At 63.7% G+C, this 19,713-nt stretch carries 19 protein-coding genes; 4 read left to right on the top strand and 15 right to left on the bottom strand.

Translation table 11 applies throughout. The features are described 5' to 3' along the window. Positions 1 to 136 precede the first annotated feature (136 nt). From murB to IE125_RS00820, 7 genes are all read right to left on the bottom strand, one after another. Positions 137 to 1,159 (bottom strand): UDP-N-acetylmuramate dehydrogenase, encoded by a 1,023-nt coding sequence (gene murB / locus IE125_RS00850; RefSeq protein ID WP_189442703.1) that lies wholly within the window; start codon positions 1,157 to 1,159, stop codon positions 137 to 139. Next, complete coding sequence (locus IE125_RS00845) at positions 1,152 to 1,652, bottom strand: low molecular weight protein-tyrosine-phosphatase (RefSeq protein WP_189442702.1); 501 nt, start codon at positions 1,650 to 1,652, stop codon at positions 1,152 to 1,154. The genes murB and IE125_RS00845 overlap by 8 nt, the downstream gene beginning before the upstream one ends. Continuing rightward, a complete protein-coding gene (gene kdsB, locus IE125_RS00840; RefSeq protein ID WP_189442701.1) occupies positions 1,649 to 2,422 on the bottom strand; it encodes a 3-deoxy-manno-octulosonate cytidylyltransferase in 774 nt (257 codons plus the stop codon). The genes IE125_RS00845 and kdsB overlap by 4 nt, the downstream gene beginning before the upstream one ends. Next, a complete protein-coding gene (locus IE125_RS00835) occupies positions 2,419 to 2,619 on the bottom strand; it encodes a Trm112 family protein (protein ID WP_189442700.1) in 201 nt (66 codons plus the stop codon). The genes kdsB and IE125_RS00835 overlap by 4 nt, the downstream gene beginning before the upstream one ends. 188 nt (positions 2,620 to 2,807) lie before the next feature. Further along, positions 2,808 to 3,917 (bottom strand): tetraacyldisaccharide 4'-kinase, encoded by a 1,110-nt coding sequence (gene lpxK, locus IE125_RS00830; protein WP_189442699.1) that lies wholly within the window; start codon positions 3,915 to 3,917, stop codon positions 2,808 to 2,810. Next, a complete protein-coding gene (msbA, locus tag IE125_RS00825) occupies positions 3,914 to 5,653 on the bottom strand; it encodes a lipid A export permease/ATP-binding protein MsbA (RefSeq protein WP_189442698.1) in 1,740 nt (579 codons plus the stop codon). Before msbA ends, lpxK begins: the two co-directional genes overlap by 4 nt. 56 nt (positions 5,654 to 5,709) lie before the next feature. Beyond that, a complete protein-coding gene (locus tag IE125_RS00820) occupies positions 5,710 to 7,989 on the bottom strand; it encodes a DNA internalization-related competence protein ComEC/Rec2 (protein WP_189442697.1) in 2,280 nt (759 codons plus the stop codon). A 172-nt stretch (positions 7,990 to 8,161) separates the two neighbouring features. On the opposite strand from IE125_RS00820, the gene IE125_RS00815 reads away from it, so the two are divergent. Further along, positions 8,162 to 8,692 carry a DUF2062 domain-containing protein gene (locus tag IE125_RS00815; protein ID WP_189442696.1) on the top strand — a complete coding sequence of 177 codons (531 nt, stop codon included), beginning with the start codon at positions 8,162 to 8,164 and terminating at the stop codon, positions 8,690 to 8,692. A gap of 134 nt (positions 8,693 to 8,826) precedes the next feature. On the opposite strand, the gene IE125_RS00810 is transcribed toward IE125_RS00815, so the two are convergent. Both IE125_RS00810 and IE125_RS00805 read right to left on the bottom strand, forming a co-directional pair. Then, positions 8,827 to 9,495, bottom strand: coding sequence for an ABC transporter ATP-binding protein (locus IE125_RS00810; RefSeq protein ID WP_229808857.1), 669 nt, complete (start codon positions 9,493 to 9,495; stop codon positions 8,827 to 8,829). 58 nt (positions 9,496 to 9,553) lie between these two features. Beyond that, positions 9,554 to 10,795 (bottom strand): lipoprotein-releasing ABC transporter permease subunit, encoded by a 1,242-nt coding sequence (locus tag IE125_RS00805; RefSeq protein ID WP_189442694.1) that lies wholly within the window; start codon positions 10,793 to 10,795, stop codon positions 9,554 to 9,556. A 289-nt stretch (positions 10,796 to 11,084) separates the two neighbouring features. On the opposite strand from IE125_RS00805, the gene IE125_RS00800 reads away from it, so the two are divergent. The 3 genes from IE125_RS00800 (at position 11,085) to IE125_RS00790 (ending at position 14,211) form a co-directional block, all read left to right on the top strand. After that, positions 11,085 to 12,134 (top strand): agmatine deiminase family protein, encoded by a 1,050-nt coding sequence (locus tag IE125_RS00800; RefSeq protein ID WP_189442693.1) that lies wholly within the window; start codon positions 11,085 to 11,087, stop codon positions 12,132 to 12,134. Positions 12,135 to 12,177: 43 nt separating this feature from the next. After that, the gene (locus IE125_RS00795; protein WP_189442692.1) at positions 12,178 to 13,077 is read left to right on the top strand and encodes a carbon-nitrogen hydrolase; all 900 of its coding nucleotides are present in this window, start codon (positions 12,178 to 12,180) and stop codon (positions 13,075 to 13,077) included. 183 nt (positions 13,078 to 13,260) lie between these two features. Beyond that, on the top strand, positions 13,261 to 14,211 hold the full coding sequence (locus IE125_RS00790; RefSeq protein ID WP_229808856.1) for a DNA replication terminus site-binding protein: 951 nt from the start codon (positions 13,261 to 13,263) through the stop codon (positions 14,209 to 14,211). A gap of 58 nt (positions 14,212 to 14,269) precedes the next feature. Here the strand turns inward: IE125_RS00790 and sthA are convergent, their stop codons facing one another. The 6 genes from sthA to IE125_RS00760 form a co-directional block, all read right to left on the bottom strand. After that, on the bottom strand, positions 14,270 to 15,661 hold the full coding sequence (sthA, locus tag IE125_RS00785) for a Si-specific NAD(P)(+) transhydrogenase (RefSeq protein WP_189442691.1): 1,392 nt from the start codon (positions 15,659 to 15,661) through the stop codon (positions 14,270 to 14,272). 171 nt (positions 15,662 to 15,832) lie between these two features. Next, the gene (gene nqrM / locus IE125_RS00780; protein ID WP_189442690.1) at positions 15,833 to 16,090 is read right to left on the bottom strand and encodes a (Na+)-NQR maturation NqrM; all 258 of its coding nucleotides are present in this window, start codon (positions 16,088 to 16,090) and stop codon (positions 15,833 to 15,835) included. Then, positions 16,087 to 17,133: an FAD:protein FMN transferase gene (locus IE125_RS00775; RefSeq protein ID WP_189442689.1), complete on the bottom strand. Its 1,047-nt coding sequence runs from the start codon at positions 17,131 to 17,133 to the stop codon at positions 16,087 to 16,089. Before IE125_RS00775 ends, nqrM begins: the two co-directional genes overlap by 4 nt. 20 nt (positions 17,134 to 17,153) lie before the next feature. Then, positions 17,154 to 18,386 (bottom strand): NADH:ubiquinone reductase (Na(+)-transporting) subunit F, encoded by a 1,233-nt coding sequence (nqrF, locus tag IE125_RS00770; protein ID WP_189442688.1) that lies wholly within the window; start codon positions 18,384 to 18,386, stop codon positions 17,154 to 17,156. Positions 18,387 to 18,418: 32 nt separating this feature from the next. Then, positions 18,419 to 19,039, bottom strand: coding sequence for an NADH:ubiquinone reductase (Na(+)-transporting) subunit E (nqrE, locus tag IE125_RS00765; RefSeq protein ID WP_189442687.1), 621 nt, complete (start codon positions 19,037 to 19,039; stop codon positions 18,419 to 18,421). Next, entirely contained in the window at positions 19,032 to 19,712 is a 681-nt protein-coding gene (locus IE125_RS00760; protein ID WP_189442686.1) for an NADH:ubiquinone reductase (Na(+)-transporting) subunit D, read from the bottom strand. The genes nqrE and IE125_RS00760 overlap by 8 nt, the downstream gene beginning before the upstream one ends. Between the last annotated feature and the right edge of the window lies 1 nt (position 19,713).

The following is a 19,713-nucleotide window of genomic DNA, read 5'->3' as shown; positions in this document are numbered from 1 at the left end:
ACGACTCGCGCGTCTGGCGAGCCGGCTCGACGCCAAGCCGAGTGCGGGCCATGAGGGTCTTGCCCGGGGTGCAGAACGGCAGATGCCGAACTCCGGCGGGCGGTTCGACGACGCCCTGCTACTTCGCGACGACCTGCTATTTCGCGATGCCCGGCTCTCGCTCCAATGTCACGCCGAAACGCTGACGAACGTCGACAACGATGCGCTCAGCAAACGCCAGCAGTCCAGCGAGCGTCCCGCCACCAAAGTGGACCAGCACCAGCGCCTGACGGTCATGCACGCCAAAGGCTCCGTCCCGCGCCCCTTTCCAGCCGCATTGATCGATCAGCCAGCCCGCCGCCAGCTTGGCTCGGCCATCGGCGAGCGGATAGTGCGGCATGTCCGGGGTCTCGGCGAGCAGCGCATCGCAGGCTGCACGGTCCACCACCGGATTCTTGAAAAAACTGCCGGCGTTCGGCGTCGTCACGGGATCGGGAAGCTTCTCGCGTCGAATCGCGCAGACGGCCTCGAATATTTCTCGCACGCTGGGCGTCGCGGAAACACGCTCACCCAGTACACCGTAATCGAGTCGGGGCGTCGCTCGGCGCGACAGTTGCAGCCCGAGACGCGTGATGACCGCAACGTCTGCCAGTGCGCCCTTGAACAAGCTGTGACGATACCCGAGCTCGCACGCCTCGGCCGACACGCGGTGCGTCGAGAGATCCCTTCGGTCGATGAACTCGACCCAGCTCAGCACGTCGCTCAATTCCACGCCGTAGGCGCCGATGTTCTGGATCGGCGCGGCGCCAGTGCAACCGGGAATCAAGGCCAGATTCTCGACGCCCCAGAGTCCGCGTTCGACGCTGGCGGTGACGAATTCGTGCCACGACACCCCCGCACCGACTTCGACCTCGACCCCATCGTCAGGACCGCTGTCGAACGCGATGCCGTCGATCTCCGGCCTGATGGTCAAACCGGGGAGAGATGGCGGCAGTAGCGAATTGCTGCCGCCCCCCAACACCCGCACCGGCCAGCCGCGTGCCGCCGCGAAGCGCAGGCCAGAGACGATCTCGTCAGCCGTGCCGGCACGCAGCAGCCAGGCTGCCCGGCTGGGCAGCGCCAGCGTGTTGGTCGAGGTCAGGTCACAATCGGGTTCGAGGCGCGGCTCGATATCAACCATCGAAGGCCACCAGCCGATGTTCCAGCGAGTCGACCAGGCCATCGACCGCGCGCGCCAGCTGATCCAGCACATGTTGAAAGCCGGCCTCGCCGCCGAAATAGGGGTCCGGCACGTCGGCATCCGGCTGCCCGGCGTAGCGCATCAACCGAGACACCTTCGCCCGCGATAGCGCTGGAGCCAAGGCCATCACGCGCTCAAGGTTATCCTCGTCCATCACCAGAATTTCATCGAAGTTCTCGAAATCCTGCTGCGTCAGCTGGCGACCGCGCAGGGTTCGAATATCGTAACCACGCGCCAGCGCGGCTTTGATGGCCCGCGGGTCCGGCGCCTCGCCCACGTGCCAGGCTCCCGTGCCGCAGGAATCGACATCGACACGCTCGATCAGCCCTCTTTCACCGAGACGCTGACGCAGCATACCCTCCGCCGTCGGCGAACGGCAGATATTGCCCATGCAGACGAAGAGGATATGGAGATCCGGCGTTCGCTCGCTCATGCGGTCTGCTGCCGCGCGAAGTGCTCGCGGACCCGATCCAGGTCTTCCTGGGTATCCACGCCGCCAGGCAAAGGCGAGTGAACCGTGGCGACCTGAATGAAGTGCCCGTGCTGAAGCGCCCGCAACTGCTCGAGCTGCTCGAGCTGCTCGAGGGGGGCCGGCGCCCAGGTGACGTATTCTTCGAGAAAACCTGCGCGGTAAGCGTAGAGTCCGATATGACGCAGCCAGGCGTCGGTCTCGAGCAGCGTCGGCGGCTGCGTCTTCCAGGCGTTGCGATCCCACGGGATCGGCGCGCGGCTGAAGTAGAGGGCACGCCCGCCGAGATCGGTGACCACCTTGACCACGTTGGGATTGAACAGCGTATCGACGTCGCCAATCGGTTCCGCCAGTGTCGACACCGAGGCGCGTTCGTCACCCGCCAGCCGCTCGGCGACCTGGTCGATGACCGCGGCCGGCAACAGCGGCTCATCCCCCTGGACGTTGACGACGATCGTCTCCGGCGCCAGCGAGAGCTTGGCCGCGACCTCCGCCAGCCGGTCGGTCCCGGAGGGGTGATCGTCTCGGGTCATCACGACCTCGGCACCGAACCGTGCAGCCGCCTGCTCGATGCGCGGGTCATCGGTTGCGATCACGACGCGTGAAGCACCGCTCTCGTTGGCACGGGCCCAGACGTGCTGAACCATCGGCAGACCGCCGATCTCCATGAGCGGCTTGCCGGGCAGTCGGCTGGAGCCATAGCGTGCGGGAATGACAACGACGAAATCGGTCATGGTGCCGGCGCCGCCTTGCCGAGCTTCTCCTCGGTCGACATGGCGCGAGCTTCGTTCTCGAGCATGACGGGAATGCCGTCACGCACCGGATAGGCAAGGCCGCTGACCGAGCTTTTCAGCTCCTGGCGCTCGCGGTCGTAGGTCAGCGCGCTGTGGCTGACCGGACAGATCAGCATCGCTATCAGCTCTTTGTCCATGTCGACTCCTCGGGTGGTCGGTGATGATTACGATAATCTTTGGTGACAGCCTTGGCAGACTGACTTGGGGAACCGTCTCGCGAGTCAGTCTCCCGAAACAGGTTCGAGGGACGATCTCGAAAGACGGCCTTGAAAACTGGAAGCCCGGACGCGACTCATCCGGATAACGCGGCCCCCACTGTGACTCATCATCGCGTGTTCGGGCCGACTGAACCAGAGGCTTCCTGTAACGGCGCCGATCTGCTGGGTGATTCGCCAGGCGTGGCATCCGCGCCAGCAGGCGCCCCGCCGTGTTGCCATGACTCGACCTGCTGCTGCCACCAGGTGATGAAGGCGCGATCGGGCGAGGCTTCGACATCGAGTACCCAGCAGCGGCCGTCGGCGAATTCGCGACATTTGACGGCGTCTTTGGCGGTCATGACGATCACGTCAGCCGCCTGGGGGAGATCACTCGCGACGAAGCGATGATGGTCGCTGAACACATGCGGCGTATGAGCCACCCCCAGCGCCGTCAATGTCTCGAAGAACCGCTGTGGGCGACCGATGCCAGCTATCGCGGCAACCGAATGCCGCAGCGGAAAAGGTGCCGAGTCGACGGGGAAACACTCGCCGCTCTCGAGGTGGCGCCAGGCGCTTGGCCGGATCGCCATCGAAAACCTGGGGATACCGACACCGTCGCTCTCCTGCAGCGGCGCCAGGCCGCCATTGCCGATCACCGCATCGACTTCACTCAGACGCTCCAGCGGCTCCCGCAGCGGGCCGCGCGGCAGACAGTGACGGTTGCCGAAGCCACGCCAGCCATCGACGACGACCAGCTCCAGCGATCGCCCCAGGGCGTAGTGCTGCAGACCGTCGTCGGCGAGCAGCACATCGCAGCCGGCGGTATCGATCAATAGCCTGGCGGCGGCCGGACGGTCGGGAGCGACGGCCACCGGCACGCCACACTGCTGAGCCAGCATCAGGGGCTCGTCGCCGCTGGCGGCAACCGGCGTGTCGGCATCGACGCGCAGCGGATAGCTGCGGGCCTTGCCACCGTAACCGCGAGAAACGATCCCCGGGCGCCAGCCTCGCTCGACCAGATCCCTGGCCAGCCACGCGACCAATGGCGACTTACCGGTACCGCCCACCGAGAGGTTACCCACGACGACGAGAGGCACCGGCGGCTGCCAGACGGCGCGACGACCGCTCCGATAAGCCAGTCGACGCCGACGAACGACCCGCCGATAAAGACGCTCCAGCGGCGCCAGCAATGACAGCCAGCGGGCATCGTGATACCAGGCGCGCTCGACTGGCGTCACGCCTCCTCCTGAAACTGCAGCTGATGCAGCGAGGCGTAAGCACCCTCCTTCTGCAAGAGCTCCGCATGGGTGCCACTTTCGATCAGATTGCCCTGCTCCATCACCACGATTCGATCAGCTCGCTCGATGGTGGAAAGACGGTGGGCGATGACGAAGGTCGTGCGGTTACGGCAGACCACCTCGAGCGCACGCTGGATGTAGCGCTCCGACTCGGTGTCCAGTGCCGATGTCGCTTCATCAAGGATCAGCACGGGGGCATCCTTGAAGATGGCCCGGGCGATCGCCAGGCGCTGCCGTTGCCCGCCCGAGAGCATGACGCCGTTGTCACCGACGATGGTGTCGTAACCGTTCGGCAGACGCTCGATGAACTCGTGTGCGTAGGCCGCACGCGCGGCCTCTTCGACCTTCTCACGCGGCGTATCGGGCCAGCCGTAGGCGATATTGTCGGCGATCGTGGTGTTGAACAGCGTTACCTGCTGGGAGACCAGCGCGATCTGCTGGCGCAGCGGTGAAAGCTGATAGTCCTGGATATCGACGCCGTCGATCAGGATGCGGCCTTCGGTCGGCCGATAGAATCGCGGAAGCAGGCTCATCAGCGTCGACTTGCCGCTACCCGAGCGGCCGACGATGGCCACCATCTGCCCGGCCGGCACCTCGAGCTCGATCCCCTTGAGTACCTCGGGCTGATCTTCGGCATAAGAGAAACGCACGTTCTCGAAATGGACGTTGCCCGCGAAACGATGCGGCGCCAGCGTCCCCTCGTCGACCTCCGCCGGTCGGTTGAGCAGGCCGAACAGCTCCTGCGCGGCGGAAAGCCCCTTCTGGATGATGCTGTTGACGTCGGTCAGCGAGCGAATGGGCTTGGCCATCAGCGAGGCGGCGGTGATGAATGCGACGAACTCTCCCGGCGTCATCGCCGCCATCAGCTCCGGCGCCATCGCCAGCCAGACCAGACCGGCCAGCGCCAGCGCGATCAGCAGCTGAATCACCGGCGTGCTGGTCGCCTTGGTCATCGCCTCCTTGATGCTCTGTTCGCGATTGTAGGCGCTGGCCGCCTCGAAGCGACGCTTCTCGTACTCTTCGGCGCCGTGAGTCCGAACCACCCGGTAGCCGGTGAGCGCCTCGGAAGCGACGTGAGTGACCTCGCCCATCGAATTCTGGATACGCCGAGAAATCCGCCGGAAACGCTTGCTGGTGTAGCGTACGACCAGGCCGATCAATGGCGTCACGCCCAGGAAGATCAGCGTCAGCAGCCAATTGGTCCAGAGCAGATAGCCGATCAACCCGATGACGAAGAGCCCCTCGCGCAGGATGACCGTGATGGCGTTGGTCGCCGCACCGGTGACCTGCTCGACGTGATAGGTCACCCGCGAGATCAGATGGCCGCTCGAGTGCATGTCGAAGAACCGCCCCGGCAGGTGCAGCATGTGGTTGAACACCTGACAGCGCAGCTTGTGCACCACGTTACGCGCGACGTTGCTCATGAAGTAGGTACCCAGAAAGGTACCCACGCCGCGGGTGGCGAACATGAAGATCACGAACAGCGGCAGGAAGTAGCGAAACGACGCGTCCGGATGCTGGATGCCATCGATCAGGCGTTTCATCATCTCGGCCAGTGCGGTACTGGACGCGGCGTAGATGGCGTAACCGACGACCGCCAAGGCGAAGGAGCGCCACTCGGACTGCACGTATCCGAGAAGGCGCTTATAGAGTGCCCAACTGGAAGTTCGTGACACGTTGACTCCGTTCGAGGGGTAAGAATCTCTTCCGCCCACGGCAGGTTCGGGCGGTTTCAGGGGCTGGATTCTACCCCAACAGCGTGGGCGTCGACAGCCATGCGGCGCCCCCACCCTGGATGACGCTGGGACTGGACCCGGACGCCATCGGGCGAGAGCGTCACACGAATGGCGCCATCGTAAGCAGTATTCCAGACGCGGCTGCCGGCCGCGATGAATCGGGCCACTACTGAAGGCGCGGGGTGGCCGAAGGGGTTGCCACGACCGCTGCTGAATACCACTTCCCGCGGCCGCGCCGCCTCGACCAGCAGCGGCGAGGAGCTGGTCTCGCTGCCGTGATGCCCGGCCACGAGCAGGTCGACCGGCGACCCGAGCCCCGGCGCGAAGATCGCCTCGCGCGCCGCGCTCGCGTCTCCGGTGATCAACACGCGGTGCCCTCCGATCGTGATCAGCATGACGCAGGAGCGATCATTGCGCTCGAGCCGTTCGGCATGCGGCGGCGGTGAAAGAAACTGCCATGTGCCATCGGGATCCTGCCACTGCTCGCCGGCGAGACAGCGCTGCGAGTCGATCGCCAACTCGTTGCCTCTCGGCGCCCACCAGCGGCTGACGTGATGCTCTCGAAGCAGCTCCTCGATGCCACCGGCGTGATCGATATCACTGTGTGTGACCACGACATCGTCGAATTGCTGCCCCGGCGGCCACTGCAGTGCCGCCGGCATGAAGCCCGACACGAATCTCGGGCCGGTGTCGATCAGCACTCGGCGGTAGCGCGTGCGCAGCTCGACGAGCTGCCCCTGCCCGACATCATGCACCGTCACGATCAGTGTCTTCTCGCCGAGCCGCGGCGGCTGCAGCGTCACCATGAGCACGATGAGCATGAGCGCCGGCAGCAGACGCGTCCGCAAGGCCAGGCCGGGCACCAACCAGATCATGCCCCAGATCAATAGTCCCGAAGCGACCGGCCAGCGCCACCACGGCGCCGGTGTCCACAGCGGCGCCTGCGTCGAGACCCACGACAGGAAGGCCGCCACGACCTGGACCAGTTGATCGAACGGCCACCACGCCCAGGCTGCGATCGCCGGCCACGGGTTCGCCAGCCAGCCCAGAAAACCGAGCGGCACCATGACGCTACTGACCAGCGGCACCACCACGAGATTGACCAGCGGCGAAATCGGCGCCAGGCGCCCGAACGCCAGTAGTACCGCCGCCGCCATCAGCGGGGCCAACAGCCATTGTGTCCGCAGCAGTGCCAGTAGCCATCCACGCAGTCCGCGCGGTCGAGGGCGACCCGACCAGGCGATGATCAGCACCGCAACCGCGCCGAACGAGAGCCACAGACCCGGCCGCCAGGGCGCCAGCGGATCCGCGATCACGATCAGCGCGAGTGCCAGCCACCAGGCCTGCCACCAACCGGGAGCGTGACGGCCACTGGCCGCCCATAGCCCGACACAGGCCATGATCGCCGCACGCAGCGCCGGCGGCCCGAACCCTGCCAGCGCCGCGTAGCCGAACGCTGCCGCGCCGGCGCCCCACCAGGGCCAGGCAGCCATTCGCCAGTGCCATGGCGAGACAAGTCGTGCCGCCCGACGCAGCAACAGCAGTGCAAGCGTCGCGATCAGCCCGATATGCAGCCCCGAGATCACCATCAGGTGCGTCGTGCCGGTGGCGTTGAACAGCGCCCAGTCCTCATCCGTCAGGCGGTCACCCGCGCCAAGCGTCAGCGCCGCCAGCCAGCGCTTCGCGCGGGGCGACAGGGAGACTGCCTCGAGCTGGCCGAGCGCCTGATGGCGCAAGGTAAAAGACGCTGGCGCTTCGCGCTTGGCGGGCGGCGAATCACGCACGTAGCCGAGCGCCTGGATGCCCTCTCGCCACAGCCAGGCGTCATAGTCGAACGTGTCCGGATTGGCGAAGCCCAACGGCTCGCGTAGTCGCGCACTCAAGGCCCAGCGCTCGCCGTTCACCAGCGCTGGCGCGCCGTACCAGGAGAGTCGCACCAACGTGAAAGGCGGGCATACCGCCTCCTCGTCGAGCGCACGGCACGCCCGAACCCGCAGCCGAAATCGCGAGCGGCGCGCATCGACATCGAGCTGCTCGACAGTGCCGACGAGGCGGAAATCGTGACCAGCCAGCGCGGTTGGAACCCGGCCCGCGGAAGCCGCTTCGACGCCGTGAGCGCAGTGGAAGGCGGCGATCATCGCCAACGCGGGCCAGGGAGCCCGCCGCCACAGCGCCAGCAGCAGGCCGACGAGCGCCAACGCCTCGAACCCCAGCAGGGTCAAGCCACCGACGGCGCCGCAGCCAACCCCGAGCAGTGCCGCCAAGGCCATTGGCATCGCCCACCCCGCGCGCCGACGCAGGTCGGCGAGGCGTCGCCAACGCGCTGCCCGTCGGCGTACCAAGACCGTCAGCTCCTTGCTCCCGCTATCACGGTTGCCTCGAGTCGCAAGATGGCGAGCCCTCCACGTTGTATGGATAATGGGCGCTCTTCGTGCAGCGAGCCGCCACATGTCTCGTCGATGGTTACAGCGCTACATACCCAGCCGGGAGAGACTGCAGGGCACTCGCTCCCTGCGGTTCATGCACCACATGCTGGGCGACCCGGCCCTGTGGGTGCTCTCTCGTCGCAGCGTGGCCAATGCCTGCATGGTCGGACTCTTCGCCGCGATGCTGCCGATCCCGTTCCAGATGGTGCTGGCGGCACTCGGCGCCTACTGCTTCCGCGGCAATCTGCCGCTCGCCGTCAGCCTGGTGTGGATCACCAATCCGCTGACGATGCCGGTGGTGTTCTATTTCAACTACCGCATCGGTGCCTGGGTGCTGGACTCTCCCGCCCATGAGGTCCCGGGTCATATCACGACGGGATGGATCGCCGAGCAGATGGCGCATATCGTCGTGCCGCTATTTACCGGTTCGATCGTGGTCGGCCTGGTTCTCGCCATTGCCAGCAACGTGCTGGTGCGCCTGATATGGCGCTGGCAAATCTACCGCAGCTGGCGCCGACGGGCGCGCCATCGACGGCGTAGACAGAGTCATTGAGCCGGGCGCTGCCGCCCTCTGAGGCCCGATGACGCCTGCAAGACCCACTCAAAAGCACGCCGCCCTGAACGTTTCATCGTCCAGGGCGGCGCGAGCTTTAACGAAATGTCGTGTAACGAGGGGCAGTAACAGGGCTAGACCGCGCTGAGCCGGCCCTTGTCGAGCTTGAGCGTGCGATCCTGATGCGCCGCCAGCGAAAGGTCATGGGTGACGACGACGAACGCGCAGTCGGTCGTCGCCGCCAGCTCGTCCATCATCGCCAGAATGCTGCCCGCCGTCGTCTGGTCCAGGTTGCCGGTCGGCTCGTCCATCAGCACCAGGCTCGGGTCGGTCACCAGCGCGCGGGCAATGGCAACGCGTTGACGCTCGCCGCCGGAGAGCTCGCCGGGTTTGTGCTCGCCCCGCGGCGCCATGCCGACTCGCTCGAGCAACGCCCGCGCGCGTTCGACCGCCGGCCCGCGCTTCTCGCCCCGAATGATCAGCGGCAGCGCCACGTTCTCGGCGGCGGTAAACTCCGCCAGCAGGTGGTGAAACTGATAGACGAACCCGATGTAGCGATTGCGGAAACGCCCCAGCGCGGCTTCGTTGAGCCCCGCCAACGACTGCCCACCGATCACCACTTCACCAGCGGTCGGGCGGTCGACGCCGCCAAGCAGATTGAGCAACGTCGTCTTGCCGGAGCCGGAACTACCGACGACAGCCACTCGCTCACCGGCATGCACGGTCATCTCGAGGCTGTCCAGCACGGTGAGATCCTGCGGGCCTTCGCTGTAGACTCGCGTCAGTCCACGACAGTCGAGCATAACGTTTCGCTCGCCGGCCGGCGATGACCGGGACGGCAGCGGGGAGCCGGATGAAAAATCACTCATAGCGCAGCACCTCTGCCGGTTGAATGCGAGCCGCACGCCAGGCGGGATAGAGCGTGGACAGGAAAGTCAGCACGAAAGCACTGGAGACGATCACGCCCACATCGCTCCATTCGAGCCGCGAAGGCAGATAGCTGATGAAATAGACATTGGGATCGAGGAACTGGATACCGGTCACCGACTGGAACCAGGCGATGATATCGGACACCGAGAGTGCCAGGGCAATACCCGCCACAACGCCGATCACGATCCCGATGATACCGATCGCCAACCCCTGCACCACGAAGATGCCCATGATGGATTTTGGCGTCGCGCCGATAGTCCGCAGAATCGCGATATCCGCGTGTTTGTCGGTTACCACCATGACCAGGGTCGAGACGATATTGAAAGCGGCTACCGCCACGATCACCATCAGCAGAAGACCGATCATGTGCTTTTCCATCTGGATCGCCTGGAACAGATTGCCCTGGGTGTAGGTCCAGTCCAGGCCGCGGTAGCCAGCGCCGAGGTTCGAGACGATGTCACGCGTCACCGAGCCGGCCTTGAACAGATCGTCGAGTTTCAGGCGAAGACCATCGACCTTGTCGCCGAGCCGCGCCAGCGCCTGCATATCCTCGATATTGGCATAAGCCAGATTGCCGTCCAGATCCGCACCGACCTTGAAGATACCGCTCACGGTGAAGCGCTTCAGACGCGGGAACACCCCGCCCGGCGTGATCGAGGCTTCGGGCACCAGCAGCGTGACCCGGTCACCGACCCCGACCCCGAGATTGCGTGCCAGCAGCGAACCGAGCACCACGTGCCAGCTGCCGGGCGCGAGGTCATCAAGGCTGCCCGCCTGCATATGCTGGCTGATGATCGACACCTGGCGCTCATAATCCGGCTGCACGCCGGTGACGAGCGCGCCCTGTGTGCGACCGCTGGCCGAGAACATGCCCTGTTGCTGCACGTACGGCGCGGCGGCCATCACATCGCGATGCTGATCGAGTTTTTCGGCCAGCGCTTTCCAGTCCTGCATGCCGCCCTGCTGCTCGATGCGCGTATGCGGCACCATGCCCAGGATCCGCGTGCGCAGCTCGTGGTCGAAACCGTTCATCACCGACAGCACCAGAATCAGCACCGCAACACCGAGGGACAGACCCAGCATCGATGTCAGGGAGATGAATGAAATGAAGTGATTACGTCGTTTGGCCCGGACATATCTCAGGCCTACCAGAAAGGGTAAACGGTCAAGCATCAGGTTCGCTTCCTTGTCAGCAGCGGCTCATGTTACGGGTTTTGTCCGCCGCCGCAAACGGCCCATCGGACGGGAATATCAGCGGCTTGTCAGCCGCTTCACGCGCGCTACACTGGCGCCGGACGGCGGCGGCGCGCGAACATCGAGCCGCCAGCCTGTCGGCGGGCCAATTCCGCTTGCATGCTCGCCGCCCGGCTCTACAATGCCGCGTCCACCAACGCCCCCTGTTGCGCCCGGTGTCGGCCGGAGACACCGACCGACATCGCAACGCCTCGCCATGGAGACCACCATGACCGCTCGTCTGTTCCCCGAATGGCATCCGCAGGACGCCATTCAGCTGACCTGGCCGACACCGACCAGTGACTGGGCGCCGCTGATCGACCATATCGAGGCGACGCTGGAAGCGCTCGTCTGCGCCATCACGCGCTACGAGCCGGTGCTGATCAGCGTTCACGACGCGGCGCAGAGAGCGCGTCTCACGACCCGCTTCGACGCTCTGCATGTGCCGGTCGAGCAGCGCCACTTCGTGGTCGCCGACAGCGACGACACCTGGGCAAGGGACCACGGGCCAATCGGCGTCGAGCGAGACGGTCGACTCGAGCTGCTCGACTACGTCTTCACCGGCTGGGGCGGCAAATTCGCCGCCGAACGCGACAATCGCCTGACCGAGACCCTGGCCGGCCTCGGCGTCTACGGGGCACCGCTGGCGACGCGCGAGATGGTGCTCGAGGGGGGCGCGATCGAAAGCGACGGCGAGGGCACGTTACTGACAACCAGCGCTTGTCTGCTCAATCCCAATCGCAACCCTGAGCTCGGACGTGAAGCGGTGGAAGCTCGCCTGGCGGCCGATTTTGGCGTTTCTCGCGTACTCTGGCTGGAGAACGGCCATCTCGAGGGCGACGACACCGACAGTCATATCGACACGCTGGCGCGCTTCTGCGATCCGGCGACCATCGCTTACGTGCGCTGCGACGATCCCTCCGATCCGCATTTCGACGCGCTGGCCGCGATGGAGGAGGAGCTCAAGGCGCTTCGTCGTGAAGATGGCTCGGCGTATCGACTGCTTGCCCTGCCCTGGCCGAAAGCCTGTTTCGATCCTGATGACGGCCATCGACTTCCGGCCACCTATGCCAACTTCCTGATCATCAACGGTGCCGTGCTGGTGCCCACCTACGCCGATGCCGCCGACTTCATCGCGCTCGAGGTGCTCGCCGGTGCCTTTCCCGACCGCGATATCGTGCCCATCGACTGTCGCGCCGTGATTCGTCAACATGGCAGTCTTCACTGCCTGACCATGCAGTTGCCGCGCGGAATGCTGAATCCCGCACTCTCGTCCTAGCCGCGCGCTTGGCCGCATTCTCCCAACCCTCTGGAGGGAACCCATGCCCAGAACATTGAAAGCCGGGCTCGTGCAGCAGCAGGCCTGGCCCGAGAAAGCCAAAAGCCTGGAAGTCAGCGAAGCCGGCATTCGGGATCTCGCCGCCCAAGGCGCCGAGCTGGTGATGCTGCAGGAACTGCACGCGACTCACTATTTCTGCCAGTGCGAGGACGCCGAGCTGTTCGATCTGGCAGAGCCGCTGGACGGCCCGACGGCCACCAGGCTCGCCGCGCTCGCCAAGGAACTCGACATCGTCATCGTCGGCTCGATCTTCGAGCGCCGCGCTGCCGGCGTCTATCACAATACGGCCGTGGTGATGGACCGGGCCAAAGGCCGCGTCGGGTTCTACCGCAAGATGCATATCCCCGATGATCCCGGCTTCTACGAGAAATTCTACTTCACGCCCGGGGACGGCGATGCTCGGCAAGGCTTCGAACCGATCGATACCTCCGTCGGCCGCCTCGGCGTGCTGGTCTGCTGGGATCAGTGGTATCCGGAAGCCGCAAGACTCATGGCGCTTGCTGGCGCCGAGCTCTTGCTCTACCCCACCGCGATCGGCTGGCATCCGCCCGACGACCAGGCCGAGAAGACGCGCCAGAAGGATGCCTGGACGCTGATCCAGCGCTCCCACGGCGTGGCCAACGGCATCCCTGTGATCGTCGCCAACCGCGTCGGCCACGAGCCAGACTTGACCAACGTCAGCGAAGGCATCGACTTCTGGGGCGGCAGCTTCATCTGCGGGCCGCAGGGTGAGCTGCTCGCGCATGCCGGCGAGACGAGCGAGAACCTGCTGGTCGAACTGGACCTCACGCGCAGCGAGAACGTGCGCCGCATGTGGCCCTACCTCCGCGACCGCCGAGTCGACGCCTACGGTGACCTCACCAGACGCTACCGCGACCGCTGATTCGGCCGCATAGAGCCCTGGGCTCGTGGAACCGACACGAGCGACACGAGTGACTCATCAACACCGGCAGGTCCGCCTGCCGGTTCCATACCCCGTCAAACTCTGTCAGCACCTCCATAGCAAATCTTTTCGGCTCCGTGCAAGATAACGGTATAAATCGGCCGCAACCAATCAAGGTGAATGATGGAGCTGCAATATCGGCTGCTTGCCGAGCTGGAAGCCGACTTCGATCGCTTGATCGAGGCCGTAGATCGCCTCGCCCAACGTTACGCGGCATCCCCTACGCCTGCCTGGGCGCTGGGTGACGCGCCCGTCGATAGCCACTGGCTACGCCGTGCTTTGACCGACTTCTGGTATCAGGATGGCCAGGACGGGCGCGAAACGCGCAACTACATCGGCGTGATCGTCGCGAACTCGGAGATGATGACAGGCGTGGCCGACGTCAATGCGGCCAAGGCGCGCTTCGCCACGACGCTGAAAACCATTCGGCAGTCGGCCCCGAGACTGATGCCCGAGATCAAGGCGGTACTGCCCTTCCGCCACCCTGCGCTGCACGACCACCTGCGCGGCCAGGGGTTGGCACGGCTTCACCTGAAGCAGTGCTGGCGCCAACTGCCGGTCGCCGACGCACCGATTTCTCGCGCGCGACTAGCCTGGTACACCAGCGGCCGCTCGATCAAGCGCCTGAGTGTCGAACAGGCCGCGGAGAAGCTGGGCCAGATGGACACCGCCGCGGCACATATCCGAATTCAGCTGCGAAAGCTCGGCGACATACCCGATGGTGAGCCGCTGGCACAGATTCAGCAGCAGGCGCCGGTCATGCGAGCCAATCTGTTCTTCCGCGAGGCGCTGGACGATGGCCGCACGCGCCGGGCGATGAACCTTCCACTGCCGCTATTCATTCCGGACCCCGATCTCAAGCTGCCGAGTATCAACGAGCCGCCGCTGCAGCCGCCACGCGAGCGCAAGCGCGCCCGCCGCTCGGACCAGAAACTCGAGGACGACGTCTTTCTACCGAGCCTGCGGGTCTATCGCTACCGCAACCCGTCGCTACAGCTGGCCGAGGAGCGGGAGAAGAAAGAGAAAGAGAGATCGAATCAAGCAGCGGCGGACCACGATACGCCGTCCGGCTGATCGCTGGCACCGGTGACATCCCGCCGATTGATTGTCAGGATGTCGCCGGCCACGCGGGTTAGAAGAGGCGATTCAGCCCGTTCTGTGCCGCGATGCGATAGGCTTCCGCCATGGTGGGGTAGTTGAAGGTGGTGTTGATGAAGTAGCGCAGCGTATTGGCCTCGCCCTCCTGCTGCATGATCGCCTGACCGATATGGACGATCTCCGAAGCCTCGGCGCCGAAGCAGTGGATACCGAGAATTTCCAGCGTCTCGCGATGGAACAGAATCTTCAGCATCCCGGCGGTGTCGCCGGTGATCTGCGCACGCGCGGTGTCCTTGAAAAACGCCTGGGCGACTTCGTAAGGCACCTTCGCCTCGGTCAACTCCCGTTCGGTGCGGCCGACCGAGCTGATTTCGGGAATGGTATAGATGCCGGTCGGAATCTCGTCGACGAAACGAAAGTCCTCGCCGAGAAATTCGTCGCTGGCACTGCGTCCCTGATCGTAGGCGGCGCTGGCGAGGCTGGGCCAGCCGATGACATCGCCCACGGCATAGATGTGGGGGATATCCGTCCGGTAGTGGTCATCGACCTGAAGCTGGCCACGGCCGTTGGGCTGCAGGCCGATATTCTCGAGCCCGAGCTGGTCCGTGTTGCCGGTGCGGCCGTTCGCCCACAGAAACGCATCGGCGCGCAGACGCTTGCCGGACTCCAGGTTCACGACAACGCCCGACTCGTCGCCCTCGACGCTGCGATAGGCCTCGTTGTGGCGAATCAGCACGCCATTGTTGCGGAGTTCATACGAGAGCGCGTCACTGATTTCGTCATCGAGGAAAGAGAGCAGACGGTCGCGGGTATCGATCAGATCGACCTTCACGCCCAATCCGGAGAAGATCGATGCATACTCCGAACCAATGACCCCGGCGCCATAGATGATCAGCGTACGCGGCGTGTGAGACAGGCCCAGAATGGTGTCGGAGCAGTAGATGCGCGGATGACGAAAGTTGACGTCGGCCGGACGATACGGGCGGGAACCGGTCGCGAGCACGAACTGGGGCGCACTGAGCTCTTCGACGCCTTCGTGGTTGTCGCGCACCACCACGGTGTGCTCGTCACGAAAGCGCGCCAGCCCGAAAAATAGATCGATTCGATTACGCGCGTAGAACTTCGTGCGCAGCTCCACCTGTTGATCGATGGTCACGCGCGAGCGTTCCAGCACCTTGGGAAAAGAGAACCAGCGCGGCTCACCGATATCGCGGAACATGCGGTTGGTATTAAACTGCATGATCTGCTTGACCTGATGGCGCAACGCTTTGGAGGGAATCGTGCCCCAGTGCGTGCAGTTGCCACCCACCGACGTCTGCCGCTCGATGACCGCCACGCGTTTACCGTGCTTGGCCGCGTTGATGGCGGCGCTCTCCCCTGCGGGCCCGGAGCCAATGACCACGACGTCGTAGTTGTGAACTGCCATTTGCTTCGCTGTCTCCTCGACTGATGACTGGTGAGATCTCGGACACGGGTTGGATGTCGGACCTCGGCAGGGCCGGTCGCTCGCCATCGGGCAAAGCTCTGGAGCTCTGCTCTGGCGCGAGCGCGAATCATCGGGCCGCCGCGAGCGCGACAGCGCCCGGTGTCTGAAGGCCTAGCGTTTGACCGCGTTGTAGCCCAGGTCGGCGCCGCGATTCTCGTCGCTACGGCGACGAGCACTGGTAACGTTCTTGCGGCTCTCCTCTTCGCAGACCTTGTCGTTGCCACCGCAGATTTCACAGCCGCCCTTCAACCCCAGGTTATTGAGGCCGCCACAGGAGCCGGCAATCGGTTTACGCCCCAGAATGACGCCGATGGCCATCCCGGTCATCAGCAGCAGCATGATGGCAAATACGAGAATCCAGATCGTCATGATGGAACCTCCTCATCGGAACGCTTGAGATACCGTTGGAAAGCCTTCGAGGCTTTCGCTTCAAAGCCTTGATCGGTCTTGACGATCAGATAGACCGCCAGATTTTCACGCTCGGCCATGTCGAGACCGCCCTGCGGACCGAGCACGTCGATGGCCGTCGCCAGCGCATCGGCCGTCATGCAATCCTTCGTGATCACGGTCACCGAAACGAGATGGTGCGTGATCGGCCGGCCCGTCCGCGGGTCGATGGTGTGAGAATAACGTTTGCCGTTCTCCTCGAAATAGTTGCGATAGTCGCCCGAGGTCGCGACCGAAGAATCGTCCAGCTCAATGATACGCTGCACGCTACGTTCGTTCGAGACCGGCTTTTCCACGGCAATACGCCAGGGCTTGTCACCGGGCTTGGTACCCTTGGTACGAATCTCTCCCCCGACCTCGACCAGATAGTGCTTCACCCCCTGTGCCTCCAGCGCCCTTGCGGCCTGATCGACACCATAGCCCTTGGCGATACCGGAAAGATCGACATAGACCGGCTTGGTCTTGGTCAGCTGATTGCCATCGAGCTTGAGCGATCGGTAATCGACTTCCTTCAAAGCCGACGCGATCTCGTCATCCGACGGGATACGATCCGGATGCTTGTCGGGGCCAAACCCCCATAGATTGACCGCGGCACCGACAGTGACGTCGAACGCTCCGCGAGAAATATCGCCGACACGAATCGCTTCGCGCACCACCTCCGCTGTCTCCGGCGAGAGCGTGAACGGCTCGCCGACCGGGGCCTGATTGAAACGAGAGAGCTCAGAGTCGGGCTTGTAGGTCGACATCAGGTGGTCGACCTTATCCAGCGACTGCTTGACCGCCTGCTCGATCTCGTCGAGCCGGGCGTCGCTGTAATCACCGTAGAAGGTGATATGGAAGCCGGTCCCGAAGATCGGCCCCTCGAGCCGGTAAGACTGGGCCTCTCGCTCACAACCCGACAACCCGACGAGCAGTACCGCCGCCAACAGCAGCAGGGCCAACCCCCTGAGGGTTGGCCCTGCCATCCAGCGTGTCTCCCGCGAGGTCATCCGCCGAAGTCATCCAGCATGATGTTCTCCGGCTCGACACCCAGATCGGTCAGCATCTTGATGACGGACGCGTTCATCATCGGCGGTCCGCACATGTAATACTCGCAATCCTCGGGCGCCGGGTGATCCTTGAGGTAGTTCTCGTAGAGCACGTTATGAATGAACCCGGTCGGCCCTTCCCAGTTGTCTTCTGGCTGAGGATCGGAAAGCGCAAGATGCCAATCGAAGTTGTCGAACTCCGCGGCGAGCTGATCGTACTCATCGTTGTAGAAGGTCTCGCGCCAGGAGCGAGCGCCGTACCAGAACGACATCTTGCGTGACGACTTCAGCCGCTTGAGCTGATCGAAGATGTGGCTACGCATCGGCGCCATGCCCGCACCACCACCGATGAACACCATCTCGGCGTCGGTGTCCTTGGCGAAGAACTCGCCGAAGGGACCCATGACGGTCACCTTGTCACCAGGTTTCAGACTGAAGACGTAGGTCGACATCAGTCCCGGCGGATGGCTCGAATTGGGCGGTGGCGTCGCGATACGGATGTTGAACTTGAGAATCCCCTTCTCTTCGGGATAGTTCGCCATCGAGTAGGCGCGAATCACCTCTTCGTCGTTCTTGTGGGAGACATCGAACAACTTGAATTTTTCCCAGTCGCCGCGGTACTCCTCCTCGATATCGAAATCGGAGAACTTCACGTCGTAGGGCGGCGCCACCAGCTGAACGTAGCCACCAGCACGGAAAGCCACTTCTTCACCTTCCGGCAGCTTGAGATTCAGCTCCTTGATGAAAGTCGCGACATTGGGGTTCCGAGTGACCTCGGTTTCCCACTTCTTGACGCCGAAGACCTCGTCGGGGACGCGGATCTTCATGTCCTGCTTGACCGGTACCTGACAGGAGAGGCGCCAGCCCTCCTTCTTCTCGCGCAGCGTGAAGTGAGACTCTTCGGTCGGCAGGATCGAGCCGCCACCGTCGGTCACTCGACACTTACACTGCGCACAGGAGCCGCCACCACCACAGGCAGAAGACAGAAAGATGCCATTGGCCGCCAGCGTCTGCAGCAGCTTGCCACCGGCCTGGGTCGTCACGGTATTGCCGGGGTCGCCGTTGATCTCGATGGCCACGTCGCCGCTGCTGACCAGCCGCGAACGCGCGGCCAGTATGACGGCCACCAGACCCAGCACGATCACGGTGAACATGACGACGCCGAGCACGATGATGGATGTATCGACCATGTCGGTTTTCCTATTCCCTGATTACGTTCGCGTCAAAGCTGAATGCCGGAGAAGGACATGAAGCCCAGCGACATCAGACCCGCCGTGATGAAGGTGATGCCGAGCCCCTGCAGACTGCCCGGGACATCGCTGTACTTGAGCTTCTCGCGAATACCGGCAAGCGCCATGATCGCCAACGCCCAACCGGCACCGGCACCGGCGCCGTAGATCACGGACTCACCAAAGGTGTAGTCGCGTTGCACCATGAAAAGTGAAGCCCCCATGATGGCGCAGTTGACGGTAATCAGCGGCAGGAACACGCCAAGCGCGTTGTAAAGCGCCGGCACGAACTTGTCGAGAAACATCTCCAGGATCTGCACGATCGCCGCGATGACGCCGATATAGCTGAGCAACCCCAGGAAACTCAGATCGATGTTTTCCGCCCCATCAAGGCCGGTCCAGCTCAGGGCGCCGGCCTTGAGCAGATAGTTCAGGATCAAGTTGTTGACCGGCACCGTGATGGTGAGCACCACGATGACCGCGATACCCAGACCGATTGCCGAGGAAATTTTCTTGGAGACGGCCAGAAACGTACACATGCCCAGGAAAAAGGCCAACGCCATGTTTTCGACGAAGACCGCCTTCACGAAGAGGCTGAGATAGTGCTCAAACATTGGCGGTCTCCTTGATCTTGGCCTTGCTGTTGGCAACGATGCGGTATTCCGTCTTCTCGATCTGGTCCGGGTTCAACGTACGCAGCCCCCAGATCAGCAGACCGATGACGAAAAATGCCGAAGGCGGCAGCAGCATCAGGCCATTGGGCACGTACCAGCCGCCATTCTGCACCGTCGGCAGGATGGTCAGGCCGAAGACGCTGCCGGAGCCAAGAAGCTCGCGGATGAAGCCCACCACCAGCAGAATGACGGCATAGCCGAGCCCGTTGCCGACACCGTCGAGAAAGCTCATGACAGGGCCGTTTTGCATGGCATAAGCCTCGGCACGCCCCATCACGATGCAGTTGGTGATGATCAGCCCAACGAAGACCGAAAGCTGCTTGGACATATCGTAGGCGTAAGCGCGCAGCACCTGATCGACCACGATGACCAACGAGGCGATGATCGTCATTTGTACGATGATGCGAATCGACGAGGGAATATGATTGCGGATCAGCGAGACGAACATGCTGGAGAACGCCGTCACGGCGATGACCGCCAGCCCCATGACCAACGAGACGCTCATGGAGTTGGTCACCGCCAACGCCGAGCAGATGCCCAGCACCTGCAGGGCAATGGGGTTATTCTTGAAGACCGGTGACAGGACGACGTCTTTGACGGAGTCGTTAGCCATC

It is taken from the genome of Salinicola rhizosphaerae, assembly GCF_014652715.1.
Lineage (GTDB): Bacteria > Pseudomonadota > Gammaproteobacteria > Pseudomonadales > Halomonadaceae > Salinicola > Salinicola rhizosphaerae.
Note: the sequence above shows the minus strand (reverse complement) of the source record. Positions and strands in the feature narration are given on the sequence as shown.